This window comes from Maribacter sp. MJ134 (assembly GCF_003970695.1).
Taxonomy (GTDB): domain Bacteria; phylum Bacteroidota; class Bacteroidia; order Flavobacteriales; family Flavobacteriaceae; genus Maribacter.
This window is the reverse complement of the sequence record NZ_CP034570.1, coordinates 2,493,834-2,511,646: the sequence shown is the minus strand read 5'-3', so window position 1 is coordinate 2,511,646 and position 17,813 is coordinate 2,493,834. Positions and strand designations below refer to the sequence as shown.

The window sequence follows — 17,813 nt, the reverse complement described above, 5'->3', positions numbered from 1 at the left end:
TTAAAGATTATTTATGATTTTATAAGCTGTTTTAAGTGATTTGAGACGTAATTTTACCGATTCCTAAAACAACACTAGTGATACTTGATCTTATAATAGCTGCGTTGTGGAGTATTTCCCCTTTTGGAGAAGCTAAGGTGGGTATTCCCTATGGTCTTTTAAAAGGGGTGAATAGTTATGCTGTATTCCTAGTATGTTTTGTGGCTAATTTATTGGTATTCCCAATTATGCACTTTTTTTTAAAATACCTGAACAAGTCAATGCTTAAATGGGATTTTTACAAAAAATCTGCCATTTACGTGGCCAGAAAAGCAAAAGTTGGTTCTGGGGATAAGATTAAAAAATACGGCTTTTATGGCCTTATTTTCTTTGTGATGCTCCCGGTACCTGGAACTGGAGTATACGCTGGTAGTATCGCTAGTTATTTGTTCAAAATAGAGAAGAAAAAAGCTTTTGCGGCCAATGCTATCGGAATATTCTTTTCGTCGGTCATTGTCTGGTCAACTACCTTGCTTACCATGAAAGGTATGGGCTAATACCCAGAAATTTTGACTTTATAAATTTTGTGAATAAGTAAGTGCGGTCTTTCTTCCAAGAACCCTACACTGTTTTTAGTTTAGCATCTTTTTTATATATGTATAAACTTAAGATAGGAGATAAAGTCTATAATGTCGCTAAAGATGGGTTCGATGATTTTGCACGGTATTCTTTTTCGGAGGTTGTGGCACTAACAGAAACTTTGGCCGTTTTAAAAAATGGAGTACGATTGGTGAATAGACCTAAACCATCCTACATCATAGAAGATGTAGGTTATTCCGTTTCCAGAAAAAAGGGTACGCATTGGCATATCGTTTCCTTACAAGCTATTAGAAATGCCCAAATAGAAAACGAAAAAATTAAAATCCATGAATGGTTTGCTTCCAAAGAGTTTACTTTAGAAGAGAAACGGCAGATTTTTGAAAACTTGAATGCACCTGTAGTAGATGTAAAATAGTAGTAGGTAATCAACTATGTAAATCTATAAGCTTTAATTACCTACTGGCTTTTTACTTGTTTTGATTCTGATTGTTGTACTGCAGTGTGGCAAAAACCATATCTTTATTTTTTCAAATCAGCACCTTCGAATAATGACAAAAGCCCTTTATGTTGCCACATTAGAATCCCATAGCGGTAAATCTTTAGTTGTTCTCGGTTTAATGCAACTTTTGCTTGGTAAGATGGCTAAAGTAGGCTATTTCAGACCTGTTATTGATGATGTGGCAAAAGGAAAAATTGACAATCATATCAACACGGTAATCTCTCATTTTGATTTGGATATTAATGCCGAAGATGCCTATGCTTTAACGCAAAGTCAGGTTGTAGATATGTTCAATGATGGTAGACAAGGCGATATTCTAGACATTATTATAGCAAAGTTCAAACAGCTGGAAGAAAGGTTTGATTTTATTCTTGTAGAAGGAAGTGATTTTTCTAGTGACGGTAGTATTATCGAATTCGATTTGAACATAGATATCGCAAAAAATCTGGGCACGCCCGTTATTTTAATAGATAATGCCAAGGGTAAAGCTCTTGAAGAGTTTTGCGGAAATCTAGAATCTGCGGTAAATACCTATATTCAAAAAGGAATAGAAATTCTAGGCGTAGTGGCCAATAAGGTGCGTCCGGAAAATACGGATGTAGTTCACGAAAGGCTACTTGAAGAATTGAAGGATAAAACGATTCCGTTTACAGTTCCGAGGGTTAAAAATCTATCGCACCCAACATTACACGAGATTTTAGAATCCCTTGACGGGAAAGTGCTTTTTGGAAAAGAGAATTTAGATAACCAGACGGGAAGTTTTGGAGTAGGGGCCATGCAGTTACATAATTACTTAACGCATCTTAGGGATAATAGTTTGGTCATTACCCCGGGAGATCGGTCAGATATCATTCTTGGTGCTTTGCAGGCCAACCTTTCGGATAATTATCCTACCATCTCTGGTATTGTGCTTACCGGAGGCATTTTGCCGGAACCATCTATCATAAAGCTTTTGGAAGGTTTTGAAACCCATGTTCCTATCATCTCCGTGCAGCAGGGAACTTTTGAGACTACCAATTCCGTAGGTAATATTAAATCAAAAATCTATGCGAAAAGTAAGCAAAAGATTGCTACATCAATAGCACTTTTCAACACCCATATTAATGGTGAGGTATTACTAGAACGACTGAAAACTTTTGAGCCTAAAAGCATTACACCAAGAATGTTTCAATACAATCTATTACAACGGGCCAAGACACAAAAGAAACATATTGTATTGCCAGAGGGAGAGGACGCTCGCATATTGGAAGCAGCCAGTGAACTAGGCGGTTTAGGAATCGTAGAGATAACGCTTTTGGGAGATCCAGAAAAAATAGAGAAAAAGGCTATGCAATTGGGGATAGATATTTCTCACCTTAATTGTATTGACCCGGCACGCTCGCCAAACTTTGAAAATTATGCGGAAACCTTTTGTGAGCTTAGAAAGCACAAAGGTGTCAATATGGACGTCGCAAGGGACACCATGCTAGATGTCTCCTATTTTGGGACTATGATGGTGTATCAAGGACATGCGGACGGAATGGTATCCGGTGCCGTACATACCACCCAGCATACCATAAGGCCGGCGTTACAATTCGTAAAGACCAAACCGGGCATAAAGGTAGTTTCTTCCGTATTTTTTATGTGTTTGGAAAATAGGGTGTCCGTCTTTGGTGATTGTGCCATAAACCCTAACCCAACTGCGGAGCAATTGGCTGAAATTGCAATCTCTTCAGCTGCTTCTGCCGAAAGATTTGGTATTAAAGCAAAAATTGCCATGCTATCCTACTCCTCGGGAAGTTCTGGAAAGGGCGAAGATGTAGACAAGGTAAGAAAGGCAACCGAAATCGTAAAAAGTGAACATCCTAATTTACAGATAGAGGGTCCCATACAATATGATGCGGCAGTAGACCCCTTGGTAGGTAAAAGTAAGTTGCCGGATTCTTTGGTGGCCGGTCAGGCCTCTGTACTCATATTTCCGGATTTGAATACGGGGAACAATACCTACAAGGCAGTGCAGCGAGAAACAGGTGCCCTAGCTATTGGGCCAATGCTTCAAGGTCTTAATAAACCGGTAAACGATTTAAGTCGCGGTTGTTCCGTGGACGATGTTTTTAACACGGTAATCGTTACCGCCATCCAAGCACAAGAAAGTTAAAATCCTATGCAGATACTGGTCTTAAATTCAGGAAGTTCGTCCATTAAGTTTCAGATTATTGAAATGCCTTCCGAAATAATTATGTGTAAAGGTCTGGTGGAACGTATTGGGCACAAAAATGCGAAGATACATTATACAACCAAGGCTATTTCGTTGTCCAAGGAGAAAGCGGTTTTTAGTCATAAGGAGGGATTAGAAGCGATAACTACGCTTTTGATGGATGCGGATAATGGAGTATTGAACACGGCGGAAGAAATTGCTCTTGTCGCCCATCGTGTGGTACATGGTGGGGAACATTTTAATAAACCCGCCAAGATTGATGCATCTGTTCTTGCCGAAATTGAACGTTTGTCAATATTGGCGCCATTACACAATCCCGCTAACGCCACGGGAATAAAAGTAGCGGCAGAAATCTTTAAGAACGCCCTTCAAGTTGCGGTGTTTGATACGGCCTTTCATCAAACGCTACCCGAAAAAGCGTACCGGTATGCCATACCCAAAGCGCTTGCCGATAGGGAGCATATTCGGGTATATGGTTTTCATGGCACAAGTCACCACTATGTTTCTGAAAAGGCAATTGATTATCTGAACAAATCAGCTTCTAGAATAATAAGTATTCATTTAGGAAATGGCTGTAGTATTACCGCTGTTAAGGATGGAAAGAGTGTGGACCATTCCTTAGGTTTTGGACCCACCAACGGACTCCTAATGGGAACACGCAGTGGTGATATTGACCAATCCGTAGTTTTTTTCCTGATGGACAGTCTTAAAATGACTTCCCAAGAAGCAAACGAGCTGTTGCAAAAGCAAAGCGGCCTGTTAGGAATTACAGGATATTCCGATTTAAGGGACGTACAAACGCAAGCAGCAAACGGCAACCAAGACTGTCAATTGGCATTGGATATGATGGCCTATCGTATCAAGAAATTTATTGGTAGTTATATAGCAGTCCTTAACGGTGTTGATACCCTGTTATTTACAGCGGGTATCGGTGAAAATTCCAGTTTACTCCGTGCCATGGTCTGCGAAAATATGGATGGCCTAGGAATTAAAATCGATTTAAAAAAGAATCAAAAACGTACCGATGGTATTCAGGAAATACAGCATGAAGACTCCCGGGTAAAGATTTTGGTCGTGCCCACAAATGAGGAATTAGAAATTGCTAAACAGGCGTTTGAATTAATGAATGCCTAAGCGCTTCTTTTAAATCGTTAATACATTCATCATAAACCCATATAATTCCTGCATTTGAGGTTTCCCCTTTCGTTTTCCCACCCTACCCAGTACATAGAGTACAAACCATAAAAAGACCATAAAGACCATTAATCCTATTTGTAAGTCATATGGTTTATTCAAAGCGGCACTAGAATAAGCCCATATCGCCAAAATGACAAATACGGTTGCTACTGCAAAATGCAGAAACATAAAGAAGGTCCAAAGTGTGGGATTGGGACCAAATACCCCGTAGAGTTTACAGTTGTTTTTATCTATTTCATCAATTTCTAGATGTAGCTGAGGCGACCAAAAATGATGCTGTTCTTGGTTGAATTTTATAAATAGATGCTCATCTACACGTTTTACCAAAAACGGTGGCTTTTTAGATTGCTCAAAATTGGAAAGTACGTTGTCCTTAGGATGGGATAGTTCCAATTGAAATCTTGGACGTAAAACAATATCGTTGGGTAATACGCTCATGACCTAGTTCAAGGATGACATTCTATTTGAGAAGAAACTAGTGCTGACACAGGTTCTGGGGAAACATAAGGAATACCAAGTCCCAGTCCTCTCAGAATAAATAAGATTCCCATAGCGATAATAAAAACCGGAATGAGTTTTTGAACACGTTTTTTTACTCCACCTTTTAAAAAACCACTAAAATATATGGCTGTAGTCATTAAAGGTATGGTACCCACTCCGAATAGGATCATGAATACACTTCCTTTGGCGATATCTCCCATGGCTATTGCTCCGAACACTGCCATGTACACCAGCCCGCAGGGAAGAAAACCGTTTAGGATGCCTATGGTTAAAAAAGTGTCCGCGGTCTTCTTTTGCAGTTCTTTGCCTAATCTTGTTTTTACTTTTGATATCCATCTATAAACCGGTTTAGAAAGATTATAGTTGGCTAATGTTCTTGTGGGTATCAGTACTAGGACAATCATTAGAACGCCAATGCCAATAGACAATTTCTGTTGTAAGCCAAAGACATAAAGGCCTTTTCCTAAAAGTCCGAACAGGAGGCCAATTAACCCATATGCAAGTAGTCTTCCCGTATGATACAGTAAGATTTGACTAAACTTCTTTATCGGGTTATTTCTTTCCACAGGAAGCATAAAAGCGATGGGCCCACACATTCCAATACAGTGCAAACTTCCCATAAAACCCAATAAAATGGCTGTTAAGAGCATTTTTTAGTAGGTTATTTTTTCTTTTTGCAAATAGGAATCTTCATTGATTTTCCAATTTATTTTAATGTCCCAGCGACCATCTAACAAACGTTTGTCAGGTATGAGCAAATGTGTATTGGATAAACTTATGGGTAAGTCAAAATCCAATTGTTTATTAGATGGTCTGTATAGGGACACTGTTCCTTCTAGTTCCTTTAGGTCTATGGTTTCCGGAAATATCAGAAGTAAGCCTTCCGCTGTTTTTTCAATTAAGATTTTATCGGCATTATTCGCATTTACTTGCGCATTTATTTCAGTTTGATGATTCAATGCATCCTTGTAATAATCTTCTGTGACCAAATCATGGTTAGATCTGTTGTCCATATTCATTTTAAAAACGAAAAAAAGTATGAACGAGATAAAACCAATAAAGGCCAATACTACTCCGGTTCCCCAATTAATTTTCATAATATTATTTTATTTATTTGTAACTCCTTGGTGCCATAAAGGCGCATAGTGTGGTTTCAATCAACTTATCACCGCTGTAAACGCCTACCTTAACTTTTTCCTTATCGCTTTTAACCGCGGCATTATCAATTTCTATAAAGAGAGTGCCCTCTGCTAGATCCTGAGCAGGTACTACAAAGTTTTTGGTGCGTACTACTTTTACAATTCCTTCATGTGAAAGGAGCCTAAAGTTAACATCGGGGACGGCCTCTGTAGTCTTGTTCATTAGTTTGTATGTATATACATTACTAATAATATCTCCTTCTTTGTGCTCATACAATTGTCCTGGCAAGCGTAATATATTGGCTTCTAAATCATTCCGGAGAAACAGCATTCCTGCCAGAACGCCTATTAATATGAATAGAACAGCGGTATATCCTTTAAGTCTGGGCGAAAATTTAAACTTTTCCTTTTTGGTGATTTCATCTTCACTTGCATACCTGATCAGGCCTTTTGGAAGGTTTACTTTTTCCATAATCGTGTCGCACTCGTCAATACAGGCGGTACAGTTTACACATTCTAACTGTGTTCCATTTCTAATATCTATCCCTGTAGGACAAACATTGACACATTGAAAACAGTCAATACAGTCGCCGTGTCCTAATGCCTCCCTATCTTCGTTTTTACGCCATTTTTTCCGCCCCTTTTCCGCTTCGCCCCTTTTATGGTCGTAGGCGACGACTATAGATTTATTATCCAATAAAACGCCCTGCATCCTTCCGTAAGGGCAAGCAATGATGCAGACTTGTTCTCTAAACCATGCGAAAACGAAATAGAACACTGCGGTAAAAATCAATAAGGAGATAAGTGTGCTCCAATGCTTAAAAGGGCCATCAATGATGTAGCTCATAAGCTTGTCACTCCCTATTAAATAGGCTAAAAAGACGTTTGCGATGAGGAAGGAAATGATAAAGAAAATCAGACCTTTAAGGGTCCTTTTTTTTATTTTTTCCGCATTCCAGGGTTGTCTGTCCAATTTTATTTGGGCGCCGCGGTCGCCATCTATCCAATATTCAATCCTACGGAACACCATTTCCATGAAAATGGTCTGTGGACACATCCACCCACAAAAAATACGGCCAAAGGCAACCGTGAATAGCGCAATGAAAATAACACCGATGATCATGGAAATTACAAACAAGTGAAAATCTTGCGGCCAAAATGGAAAACCGAATATATTGAAACGCCTTTCCAGTACATTGAACATTAGAAACTGGTTACCATTGATTTTCACGAATGGGGCCGCCAAAAGAAAAATCAATAGCACATAACTAACATATTTGCGATAGGTATAGAATTTACCACTAGGTTTTTTAGGGAACACCCAAGCGCGTTTTCCCTCCTCGTTTATAGTTCCGATGGAGTCCCTAAAATTTTCTTGACCTTGTGCCATTACCTAATTTGCATTAACTACGATTACATAGCTCTTTGAAGAGCCTAATAGTGTCTTCTCGTAAAACATCTAAGGAGTTTCTACCCAAATATCTCCTTCCGGTGCTTTTGGATTGGCTGGTGTGGTTCCGTTAATTTCTGTGAGGATATAGCTAGATACCTGCGCTATTTCCGCAGGCTTTAAAATCTGTTTCCATGCCACCATTCCCTTACCATCTCTACCTCCTTCGGATATGGTGTTGAACACATTTTTGATGCCACCACCAAGAATCCAGTTCTGGTCTGTGAGATTAGGACCAATACCACCGCCACCATCGGCCATATGACAGGCTACACAGTTGTTCTGAAATATGGTCTTTCCGGCGTTTATATCAGAAGCATCAGTTAAGAGTTCAACGGTATTTACATCCACAAGGTCTTTAGCGGTTCTCTTGTACTCTTCAATCGCTAATTGTGCAGCAGCCACCTCCTGTTCGTATTCTAAGTCTTGGTCATAGCCATTGAATACATGGAAGCGCGCCAAATAGATAAACCCAAAAATGATGGTAGCATAGAACATGTACACCCACCAAGGCGGTAGTTTGTTATCCAACTCGCGTATGCCGTCATAGTTATGGTCAAGAATTATTTCTCCTTCTGCTTCAATAGGTTTTGATCCCAACAACTTCTTGTAGGTCTTTTTGCCCCAAGTCCATTCCCATCTTTTGGATGATGCCGCTAGATATTTCTCTTTAGCTTCATCCGATAAGGTTTGGAACATAACGTTCTCTATAGATGCAAGAATAAGCTCTATGGCGATCAATAGAATTAATATAAAAACCAAGAAGGCGGCTGCCATAGGAAAAGCTATGAAGGCGGGTTGCTCACCGGAATCTATAAAATACTCCATCAATCCAAAAATGGTAAAGAAGAGAAGTGGAATTCTAATCCACCAAGGTGACATATTTTTCATCTGTATTTGTTTTAAAGTTTCTAGTTGTAATGAAAAGAGGCATCGTAAAACAGAAAGGTCTTAAAGTGCCAAGCCTCATTTCATAACTCTATGTTCTGTTGGTTCGTTTGGTCCAATGGCAATTCACTAACTTCTTTTATGTACTCCTTTGATGCGGTAAACACCCAAGCGAAAAGCACGACAAAAAAAATGAAGAAAATTAACAGTGATAACATGGGGTAGGTGGCTATCCCATCTATACTTTCCATATATCCTTTTACAAATTTTAGCATAACGGTATCTTGTTTAAAGTGTTGACATTGGATTTGAGCTGTAACATAAATTCTGCGTTTTATCTAACATCTTAAATCCTTGGTCCATTACGTTGTTTAATTGTTTTCTGACAGTAACTCGTTGGTTCCTTTTATTTTAATATCTGTCCCCAAACGTTGCAGGTAGGCAATCATGGCCACGATTTCCCTATTGCGCATTTCCACAAATTGCTCACCATTTGCAGCGGCCGATTTTTTGTCTGCCTCATAACTTTTGGCAAAATCGGGATCGGTGTACAAGTTCTTTTCAATTTGAGTAGCTTGTTCGTTCATATGCTGTTGCGCATTGGCAATATCCTCATCTGTGTAGGGAACGCCCAAAGCGACCATGGCTTCCATTTTTTTCGCTACATCATTACGGTCATGTTCGTTTCGTACGAGCCACGAGTAGGAGGGCATTATGGAGCCTGATGAGGTACTCTGCGGATCATACATATGGTTTAAGTGCCAGTTATCGGAATATTTACCTCCGACCCTAAGTAAATCCGGGCCAGTACGTTTACTACCCCATAGAAATGGATGGTCATAAACAAATTCTCCTGCTTTGGCGTATTCTCCATAACGTTCTACTTCACTACGGAACGGCCGTACCATTTGAGAGTGGCAACCCACACAACCTTCTCTAATATAGAGGTCCCTACCTTCTAGTTCTAGTGGTGTATAGGGCGTAACACTCGTAATTGTTGGAATGTTAGATTTTACTAGGATGGTTGGTACAATTTGGATGATACCTCCTATAAGAATGGCAACGGTAGCCAAAATAGTTAGTTGTATAGGTTTACGCTCTAACCAAGTGTGAAAGGTTTCTCCGGCTGTTCTTCTTTTGGATACCCTAGTCAAAGGCGCAGCCTCCGCTAACTCATCCTCCACGGTTTTCCCTGATCTTATGGTAATTACAATATTATATACCATGACCAATGCACCAATAATATACATGCTGCCACCAATGGCACGCATCCAGTACATGGGCATAATTTCATTTACGGTTTCCAAGAAATTACCATAGACCAATGTGCCATCAGGATTAAAGTCTTTCCACATGAGTGCCTGTGTAAACCCGGCTACGTACATGGGAAGTGCATATAATATAATACCAAGGGTACCTATCCAAAAGTGGAAATTTGCCAAACCTGTTGAGGCAAGTCTTGTTTTGAACATTTTGGGAACCAGCCAGTAGATCATTCCAAAGGTCATAAACCCGTTCCAAGCTAAGGCTCCAACATGCACATGGGCAATAATCCAATCACTGAAATGAGCAATAGCGTTTACGTTTTTCAAGGACAACATAGGTCCTTCAAACGTTGCCATACCATAGCCGGTAATGGCCACTACCATAAATTTTAAAGTAGCGTCCGTACGTACCTTGTCCCAAGCTCCTCGTAAGGTAAGTAGCCCATTGATCATACCTCCCCAAGAAGGTGCTATTAACATGATGGAGAAAGCGACTCCCAAGTTCTGTGCCCAATCCGGTAAAGAAGAATACAACAAATGGTGCGGTCCTGCCCAGATGTAAATAAATATTAAGGACCAGAAGTGAACAATGGATAATTTGTAAGAGTATACCGGTCTGTTGGCGGCTTTAGGCACAAAATAGTACATTAAACCTAAGAACGGTGTGGTTAAAAAGAACGCTACGGCATTATGTCCGTACCACCATTGTACCAATGCATCTTGAACGCCGGCATATACCGAGTAGCTTTTTAACGCGCTTACGGGAAGCTCTAGACTATTGAAAATATGGAGCACTGCAACGGTAACGAATGTGGCCAAATAGAACCAAATAGCGACATATAAATGGCGCTGTCTTCTTTTGATCATTGTGCCTATGAGATTTGCTCCAAAAGCTACCCAAACCAAGGCAATGGCAATATCAATGGGCCATTCTAGTTCTGCATACTCTTTAGAGGTCGTATAGCCTAATGGAAGCGTTATCGCCGCGGCAACGATAATTAATTGCCAACCCCAAAAATTGAAGTTGCTTAGGAAATCACTGAACATTCTAGCTTTTAACAAGCGCTGTGTGGAGTAGTACACCCCAGCGAAAATGGCATTCCCTACAAACGCGAAAATGACGGCATTGGTGTGTAAAGGTCTTAGACGACCAAAACTTAGCCAAGATATACCGTCGGTAATGTTTGGAAACATAAACATAAAGGCCAGTAAAAGGCCAACGGACATTCCTACAATACCCCAAAGCATTGTAGCATAGATGAACTTTTTTACGATTTTGTTATCGTAATAAAACTGTTGTACTTCCATAGTTGATTAGTTATTTTGTTCTGTGTTTATATCCATATCGGGCGGTAGTTCGCCAACCTGTGATTTTACTAGTTCATCTTCAAACAGCATACGTACCGATGGCGTGTAGGCATCGTCATACTGACCACTTTTTACCGAAAAAATGAAAGCCATGAAAAAAAGTACAGCGACACTGATGCTGATGGCCAATAACACATAAATTACACTCATACCTACCTGAATTCTGATGTAAAACTAAATGGACTAGCAATGAATAAATATGACATTTGTCAGGTTTTTATTATTTTAATTTTCTTCCTAAAAGATTGGTTGTTACGGTAGCGAAAACCACGACGCTAATAGAACTCAAAGGCATTAAAATCGCCGCAATCACAGGCTCTAACTGACCAGTTACCGCAAAATACAGCCCTATACTATTATAGAGTAGCGAGAGTAGAAAACTGAGCCTTATAATTTTTAGGGCCTTTTTTGAGGCTTGTATGTACTGGTATAGTTCTTTAAATTTTATGGCATCCATAATTCCGTCGCACGCAGGAGAAAATACGTTTGTATTCTCTGAAATCGCAATACCTACATGGGCTTGGGCCAAAGCACCGGCATCATTAAGCCCGTCTCCAACCATAAGCACCTTTTGTCCTTGTTCTTGTAGGGATTTAATAAACTTGAGCTTATCCTCAGGTTTTTGATTAAAATAGAGCGGTGTCAATTTTGGGAGGAGTTTTTCCAGTCTAGATTTTTCTCCTTCATTATCTCCGGAAAGAATGGCCAATCTCAAATTTTTGGACATGGCTTTGAAGGTTTCGCTTATACCTTCCCTATACTGATTATGAAAAATGTACCTACCTTTATAACTGTCATTATTGGCGACATGAACAGCGGTGTCCAGAAGCCCTTTGACATCAGTATTGCCTACAAAATCCGCAGAACCTATTTTCATACGGTTTTCTCCCTTACGCGCCATTAAACCTTTGCCTAAATACTCGTCGTAGTCGTCCAAGGGATAGATATCCTGTTCTGCCAATAAATTATATAAGGTTCTACTTAAAGGATGGTTAGAAGAACGTAGGGTATTCTTTAGAAGTGACGCTTCTTCATGGTTTAAGGGCATGCCCTCGTAGGTCGCTGTACTTGTTTTTGTGCTGGTTATGGTACCTGTTTTATCAAAAATTGCGGTGTCAATTTGTGCAAGTAGCTCAATGGTCAGGGTGTCTTTTAGATAGAATTTTTTTCGACCAAAAATCCGAAGCATATTGCCCAAGGTAAATGGTGCTGCCAATGCTATGGCGCAGGGGCAAGCAATGATGAGCACTGCGGTGAAAACATTCATTGCCTTTGAAGGTTCATAATACAGCCAAAAACAAGAGGCCAAGACTGCAATGGATAATACGGTAACCGTAAATCTTTTCCCAATACTATCCGTTAAGGTTTGAAACCTACTAGATTTATCGGTTTTAAAAATAGCATTGCTCCACAGCTGGGTAAGATAACTTTGAGAAACCGACTTCATAGCTTCCATTTCAATGACCCCGTTTACCTGCTTTCCGCCAGCAAAAAGTTTATCGCCAGATTGCTTTTGTTGCGGTTCCGATTCTCCGGTAACAAAACTGTAATCTATCATCGCATTCCCTTTAAGGAGTATGCCATCTGCAGGAATCAATTCCTCGTTCCTTATTAATAACCTGTCACCCGATTCAATATCATGCACCTGGGTCGTTTCTTCCTTGCCCGAGGGATTTATCTTTGTTACGGCTATCGGGAAATAGGATTTGTAATCGCGCTCAAAGGACAAAAAGGAATAGGTTTTTTGCTGAAAAAATTTACCTAACAAAAGAAAGAAAACCAATCCGGTAAGTGAATCAAAAAAACCACTTCCCAAATTAAATGTAATCTCGAAGGTACTACGTAAAAAAAGGACTAAAATGCCAAGCGTAATAGGTACATCTATGTTTAATATGCCCGAACGAAGCCCTTTAAAAGCAGATGTAAAGTAGTCTTTTCCTGCGTAGCCTACTACTGGTAAGGAAAAAGCGAACATGAGCCAACGGAACAAAATTTCATATTCGTTGAGCCAAAACTCACCGCCAGTAGAGGCGCTCGAGGAAAGATCAAAATAGTCCGGAAACGACAGGAACATCACATTACCAAAAGCAAAGCCGGCAACACCTAATTTATAGGTGAGACTGCGATCCGTTACCTTTTTCTTGTTATCAAAATCATCTAAGGAAATAGTTGGTTCATAGCCTATCTTAGCCAATAGCAGCACCATTTCTTTTAAAGAAATTTGGGTAGGGTTATAATGTATGCGTACTGTTTTTTTCGGAAAATCTACTTGTGAGCTATTAATTAAGGGGTTTAGCTTGTTCAGATTTTCCAAGACCCATATACAGGAGCTGCAATGGATATGTGGTACATAGAGATTTGCGATTTGTAAATCACTATCGTTAAAGTCCGTTAATCTTTCAACAATAGTAGGAGTATCGAGAAAATCATATTTTCCTTCAACTTCGATAGGACTAGCCCCAGCACTTTCTTGTAAATCATAATAATAGGACAAATCGTTAGAAGCAAAAATCTCGTATACCGTCTTGCATCCCGTGCAACAAAAACATTTTTCATCATACGTTACTGAAACCTGCTCACAATCGTCACCGCAATGATAACAACTTTGTTTATCCATAATAACTTTGCTTATACCTAAAACAAAGTTCTTGTTTGTGGGCACTTTAAAACATGACATATGTCAGGTTTTAAGATGGTAGTCTAGATTAATTTTGTGGAGAATTTAATTGAATACTTATGACAACTTGTAATCTTAGTAAGGCAAAGCAGTTGAATTTTTTGAACAGTCTTTCCATAAAAGAAAAAGAAAAACTGAACGCCAATAGCGAGATGTGCCAAATAAGGAAAGGGTCTGTAGTTTTTGTTGAAAACGAACAACTTCAAAAATTATTTTTCATTAATGAGGGTGCCTGTAAGTTTTCTGTTTTTGATGATAAAGGCAAAGAACATATTACCAGATTACTTGGAAAAGGTGACCTTATGGGACGTCGTTCCTTAATAACAAAAAAAGGCGCTTTAGTAACTGCTACCGCAATTAGCGATACTACACTGTGTTGTTTGGATAAAAGTGCGCTACTAAAGAATCTAGAAAGAAATAATAATTTTTGTATTGATGTATTAAGAGGATTTTTGAGTGACTTTGAGGACCAAGAGTTTAAAATGAAAGTATATCAAAACCGACAGAGTATTCAGAAACGTTTAGCAGGACTTTTACTTTATATGAGGACTAAATTTGGGTTAAATGCTGATGGTAGTCTAAGAATTACCTTAAAGCGAGAGGATATGGCCAATATTTTAGGAACATCCAGTGAATATATCATAACAATACTAACCCGTTTTAAGAAAGCACATTTAGTAGCCTTAAAGAAAGGCAAGATTACCATTATCTCTGATAATCAACTCCGTACATTTTTGTGAAATAAAAAACTAAAACCTTTAATTTTAAAGGTTTTAGTTTTTGGTTAACTTGTATTTTTACTGGGTCAGGTAAACAAACGGTAGTTATGGAACGTGAAGAAATGGAAACCCGCTGTGAAAATTGTATTGTACGAAAATTCAATGCTTTGCGCGCTATGAACAAGGAAGAATTGAAACGAGTATCCGATTCTAAAGTGAGCAAAACCATAAAGAAGGGAGAAGCTATTTTTGAAGAAGGAGAAAAGCTAGATGGCGTATATTGCGTAAGAGCTGGGGTTTCTAAATTATCAAAACTGAGTGCGAATGGGAAAGACCAGATTGTAAAATTGGCCAGTAAAGGCGAAGTTATAGGTCAGCGATCGGTGGTAGCAGAGGAGTCCGTTAACTTAAGTGCAGTAGCGGTTAACGATATGGAGGTTTGCTTTATACCCAAAGAGGGAATCGTAAATACACTACATACCAATCCTAACTTTACCTTAGAAGTACTGCGCCATATGGCACATGATTTAAAAGAAGCCGATGATGTTATCGTAAACATGTCTCAAAAAACGGTAAAGCAACGCATTGGAGAGGCCCTTCTTTATCTAAAGAACAATTTTGGTGAAGATGAGGAGGGTTTCCTAAAGTTGACACTTTCCAGGGAAGATATATCAAATGTTGTAGGCACGGCCACGGAGTCTTGCATCAGAATCATTTCCGAATTCAAAAAGAAAGGGTTCATTAAGGCATCTGGAAAAAAAATTGCCATTCTAGACCAAAAAGCGCTTCAAAATTTGGTCGATGGATTTTAATCGTCTTGTATAAAACCTGACATTTATCATAGTTCCAAGGGTTGAACAGGGCTACTTTTACGGTATACAATACCAATTTTAGATGAAGTATATCTTAATTCCGACAGACTTTTCTAGCAACGCATGGAACGCTATACAATACGCCTTAAAGCTTTTACAAGATGAGGAGTGCACGTTCTATTTGCTTAACACCTATACGCCGGCTATTTCTAGTAGCAGATTTATAGCCGCTTCTTTAGAAGGAGGGCATTTGGCAAATTCTGCGCACAGCGCTTCAAAAATGGGATTAAAAAATGTCCTTTCTGCAATAGCAAGGCAATATCCAAATGACAAGCACACTCTTAAGACCATCTCTTCCTTTAGTTTGTTGGTAGATGAAATTGTTGAAATTGTCGCCGACCATGGCATAGATTTGGTTTTGGTGGGAACTAAAGGAGCTAGTGGCCTGGAAGAGGTTTTTATGGGTAGTAATACCGTGAGAATAATAAAGGCGGTTAAAAATTGTCCTGTTTTGGCAATCCCCCAAAACTATGAGTTCATAAAACCGTCCGAAATTTCATTTGCGACGGATTTTAATCGTTTTTATACAATTTCCGAACTAAAACCTGTGATAGATTTGGCGGTTTCGTTCGGGGCAGCCGTGCGTATTGTTCATGTGCAGCATAAAATCAAGGCGCTAACGGAATTACAACGCTTTAATTTAGGTATGTTGCGAAAGTATTTGGGAGAAGTAGCGCATTACGTGCATACGGTTTCTGAATGTAACTCGGTCTCGGAAACGCTAGAGTTATTCGCGCAAGAACTGGACATTCATCTTTTGGCCATGTTGCATTACCCTCATAGTTATATGGAACGCTTAACCAGAGCGCCTGTAGTGAAAAGGGTTGCATTTCATACCCGTATTCCGTTGTTGGTTATACCGGAATTGGGCATGGGCACTTCCAATAAGAAAAATTCAAAAGCACTATCTTTTTCTGATTAAGTAGAACGTTTGCCAATAGGATGGTCCTCATAAAAATCGTCAAAAGTTTTCGCCGTTTTATAATTATCGGTCAATATGCTATAGACCATGGCAATAAGTAAGCCCTGACCTACAACAGTCACATAAAAAATCCAATTAAAGGGCAAGTTCATAGCCACCATTATTACCAAGGTCACTAATAAAAAACTGGTGAGTACGACCCAAAAAGAAACTGTGGTTTTCATTTTTAATTTTAAAATTACCTCAAACAGATGGCCTTGTCCGTTAAAATATTTTTAAAATTTGTGCTAGTTGTTTGCAATCCAAAACATATCTCCGTCAGGGATGTCATATTTTCTTCCCAGATGTAGCGGATTAAAACCTAATTTGGCAAAGGAATACCAGATGGTAGAGGACAGTGCCGGGGCAATGTCGGCGTGGTTCCATAACATGCTATTTCCGTAGGATGTTCCATGATTTGATGCATAAGGTATGCCTTGGGCATTTACCACCGTTGTGCTGTTGAGCAATGTTTTTTCTAATGTTACTATGAGCGTTTCGGATTTGTCAAACCTTCCAATACTAGCAAAAGCAACCGCCATTTGTGCGGTGCCTTCTAACCAGATTACATCCTTATCATCATCAAAACAATACCCCGTAATTTCTTCGCCGGTCACCGTTACGTTCTGACTGTTAAGATACCTGTTTGCCTGAAAAAGCACATCATCGGGCATATCTTGAAAAACACCATTGCCAAGAGGATGAAGATCCATGGCATATTTGTATTGCGGATTCTCTGGCCAAGAGGTCAAAACTCCAAGCGTATTATCCCATCTATTCTTATGTAGAAAATTTAAAATTCCTTTATGGAAATCGTCGTACCCCTTAACCGCGTTAAAGGCCATTAGAATGCCCTCGGTTACCTTAGGAATTATACTGCCGTCGCTATTGACACCTCCTTTTATGCTCCCGTCTTCATTTTGCATGGAACGGAGCCAATTGTCCAAAGCATTGGATAGGGATTCGTATTTATTAGATTGATAGGTTGCTTCATAATGGTTCAAGGCAATCAATAGCCAGGCGTTATCGCCCATCCATATTCTTTCTCCTTCTTCCCCAGAGCTATTCCTGGATTGATAAAAACCGCCATTGGTTATAAGTTCCGTTTCCTTCTTGGTATGGTAAAAATCGAATATTTTTTCTGCTCTTTCCGGATTGCCTTGCTGAATGAATAGAATGGCTGCCAGCGCATTATCGTAAAGTGATACAAAATCTGTGTTCTCGGCACTTTCCAATAACCCTGAAGTTCCCTGCATTTCATAGATCCAATTAAGGTGGGCATCTAGGTCCGCAGGCTTTGTATCCAAATCATTTTTAGAGACTTCATCTATAGTTTCATCAAGGATTACTTCAATTTCCTCATTGTAAAGTATTTCGTCTTTTTGACAGGAGCCGAAGAGGAGAACTATGAAGAGTAAGAGATATAATTTAACGTGCAGGTGTCGGTAGTTCATCGGTTTGGTTTTCTTTGGGGCTACCAAATTTACACCAGCATTAAAGG

The 17,813-nt window shown here is 39.4% G+C and carries 18 protein-coding genes; 7 read left to right on the top strand and 11 right to left on the bottom strand.

Going from position 1 to position 17,813, the window contains the following annotated elements; all coding sequences use genetic code 11:
- Positions 1-77 precede the first annotated feature (77 nt).
- The 4 genes from EJ994_RS10875 to EJ994_RS10860 all read left to right on the top strand — a co-directional run bounded on the left by EJ994_RS10875 (position 78) and on the right by EJ994_RS10860 (position 4,409).
- Positions 78-536, top strand: coding sequence for a COG2426 family protein (locus EJ994_RS10875; protein ID WP_099574071.1), 459 nt, complete (start codon positions 78-80; stop codon positions 534-536).
- A 98-nt stretch (positions 537-634) separates the two neighbouring features.
- On the top strand, positions 635-994 hold the full coding sequence (locus tag EJ994_RS10870; protein WP_126592453.1) for a pyruvate kinase: 360 nt from the start codon (positions 635-637) through the stop codon (positions 992-994).
- Between the two features lie 133 nt (positions 995-1,127).
- The gene (gene pta / locus EJ994_RS10865; protein WP_126592452.1) at positions 1,128-3,215 is read left to right on the top strand and encodes a phosphate acetyltransferase; all 2,088 of its coding nucleotides are present in this window, start codon (positions 1,128-1,130) and stop codon (positions 3,213-3,215) included.
- A 6-nt stretch (positions 3,216-3,221) separates the two neighbouring features.
- A complete protein-coding gene (locus tag EJ994_RS10860; RefSeq protein ID WP_126592451.1) occupies positions 3,222-4,409 on the top strand; it encodes an acetate/propionate family kinase in 1,188 nt (395 codons plus the stop codon).
- A 9-nt stretch (positions 4,410-4,418) separates the two neighbouring features.
- Here EJ994_RS10860 and EJ994_RS10855 read toward each other — a convergent pair whose 3' ends face one another.
- The 9 genes from EJ994_RS10855 to EJ994_RS10815 form a co-directional block, all read right to left on the bottom strand.
- Positions 4,419-4,910: a GTP-binding protein gene (locus EJ994_RS10855; protein ID WP_126592450.1), complete on the bottom strand. Its 492-nt coding sequence runs from the start codon at positions 4,908-4,910 to the stop codon at positions 4,419-4,421.
- 8 nt (positions 4,911-4,918) lie between these two features.
- Positions 4,919-5,623: a sulfite exporter TauE/SafE family protein gene (locus EJ994_RS10850; protein ID WP_126592449.1), complete on the bottom strand. Its 705-nt coding sequence runs from the start codon at positions 5,621-5,623 to the stop codon at positions 4,919-4,921.
- 3 nt (positions 5,624-5,626) lie between these two features.
- Positions 5,627-6,070 (bottom strand): FixH family protein, encoded by a 444-nt coding sequence (locus EJ994_RS10845; RefSeq protein ID WP_126592448.1) that lies wholly within the window; start codon positions 6,068-6,070, stop codon positions 5,627-5,629.
- A 13-nt stretch (positions 6,071-6,083) separates the two neighbouring features.
- Complete coding sequence (gene ccoG, locus EJ994_RS10840; RefSeq protein WP_126592447.1) at positions 6,084-7,502, bottom strand: cytochrome c oxidase accessory protein CcoG; 1,419 nt, start codon at positions 7,500-7,502, stop codon at positions 6,084-6,086.
- 69 nt (positions 7,503-7,571) lie between these two features.
- Positions 7,572-8,453 (bottom strand): cbb3-type cytochrome c oxidase N-terminal domain-containing protein, encoded by an 882-nt coding sequence (locus tag EJ994_RS10835; RefSeq protein WP_126592446.1) that lies wholly within the window; start codon positions 8,451-8,453, stop codon positions 7,572-7,574.
- 80 nt (positions 8,454-8,533) lie between these two features.
- Positions 8,534-8,725 carry a CcoQ/FixQ family Cbb3-type cytochrome c oxidase assembly chaperone gene (locus EJ994_RS10830; protein WP_126592445.1) on the bottom strand — a complete coding sequence of 64 codons (192 nt, stop codon included), beginning with the start codon at positions 8,723-8,725 and terminating at the stop codon, positions 8,534-8,536.
- Between the two features lie 96 nt (positions 8,726-8,821).
- Positions 8,822-11,023 carry a cytochrome-c oxidase, cbb3-type subunit I gene (gene ccoN, locus EJ994_RS10825; RefSeq protein ID WP_126592444.1) on the bottom strand — a complete coding sequence of 734 codons (2,202 nt, stop codon included), beginning with the start codon at positions 11,021-11,023 and terminating at the stop codon, positions 8,822-8,824.
- Positions 11,024-11,029: 6 nt separating this feature from the next.
- Positions 11,030-11,233 carry a cbb3-type cytochrome oxidase assembly protein CcoS gene (gene ccoS, locus EJ994_RS10820; RefSeq protein WP_126592443.1) on the bottom strand — a complete coding sequence of 68 codons (204 nt, stop codon included), beginning with the start codon at positions 11,231-11,233 and terminating at the stop codon, positions 11,030-11,032.
- Positions 11,234-11,303: 70 nt separating this feature from the next.
- Entirely contained in the window at positions 11,304-13,700 is a 2,397-nt protein-coding gene (locus tag EJ994_RS10815) for a heavy metal translocating P-type ATPase (protein ID WP_126592442.1), read from the bottom strand.
- Positions 13,701-13,819: 119 nt separating this feature from the next.
- Here EJ994_RS10815 and EJ994_RS10810 point away from each other — a divergent pair, with 119 nt between their 5' ends.
- From EJ994_RS10810 to EJ994_RS10800, 3 genes are all read left to right on the top strand, one after another.
- A complete protein-coding gene (locus EJ994_RS10810; RefSeq protein WP_126592441.1) occupies positions 13,820-14,500 on the top strand; it encodes a Crp/Fnr family transcriptional regulator in 681 nt (226 codons plus the stop codon).
- Positions 14,501-14,601: 101 nt separating this feature from the next.
- Positions 14,602-15,291 carry a Crp/Fnr family transcriptional regulator gene (locus EJ994_RS10805; RefSeq protein ID WP_410504178.1) on the top strand — a complete coding sequence of 230 codons (690 nt, stop codon included), beginning with the start codon at positions 14,602-14,604 and terminating at the stop codon, positions 15,289-15,291.
- 82 nt (positions 15,292-15,373) lie between these two features.
- Positions 15,374-16,273, top strand: a complete 900-nt coding sequence (locus EJ994_RS10800; RefSeq protein WP_126592439.1) for a universal stress protein — start codon at positions 15,374-15,376, stop codon at positions 16,271-16,273.
- Here the strand turns inward: EJ994_RS10800 and EJ994_RS10795 are convergent.
- Together EJ994_RS10795 and EJ994_RS10790 are read right to left on the bottom strand one after the other, a co-directional pair.
- The gene (locus tag EJ994_RS10795) at positions 16,270-16,497 is read right to left on the bottom strand and encodes a hypothetical protein (RefSeq protein WP_126592438.1); all 228 of its coding nucleotides are present in this window, start codon (positions 16,495-16,497) and stop codon (positions 16,270-16,272) included. The genes EJ994_RS10800 and EJ994_RS10795 overlap by 4 nt on opposite strands.
- Before the next feature lie 63 nt (positions 16,498-16,560).
- Positions 16,561-17,766, bottom strand: a complete 1,206-nt coding sequence (locus EJ994_RS10790; RefSeq protein ID WP_164721451.1) for a hypothetical protein — start codon at positions 17,764-17,766, stop codon at positions 16,561-16,563.
- Between the last annotated feature and the right edge of the window lie 47 nt (positions 17,767-17,813).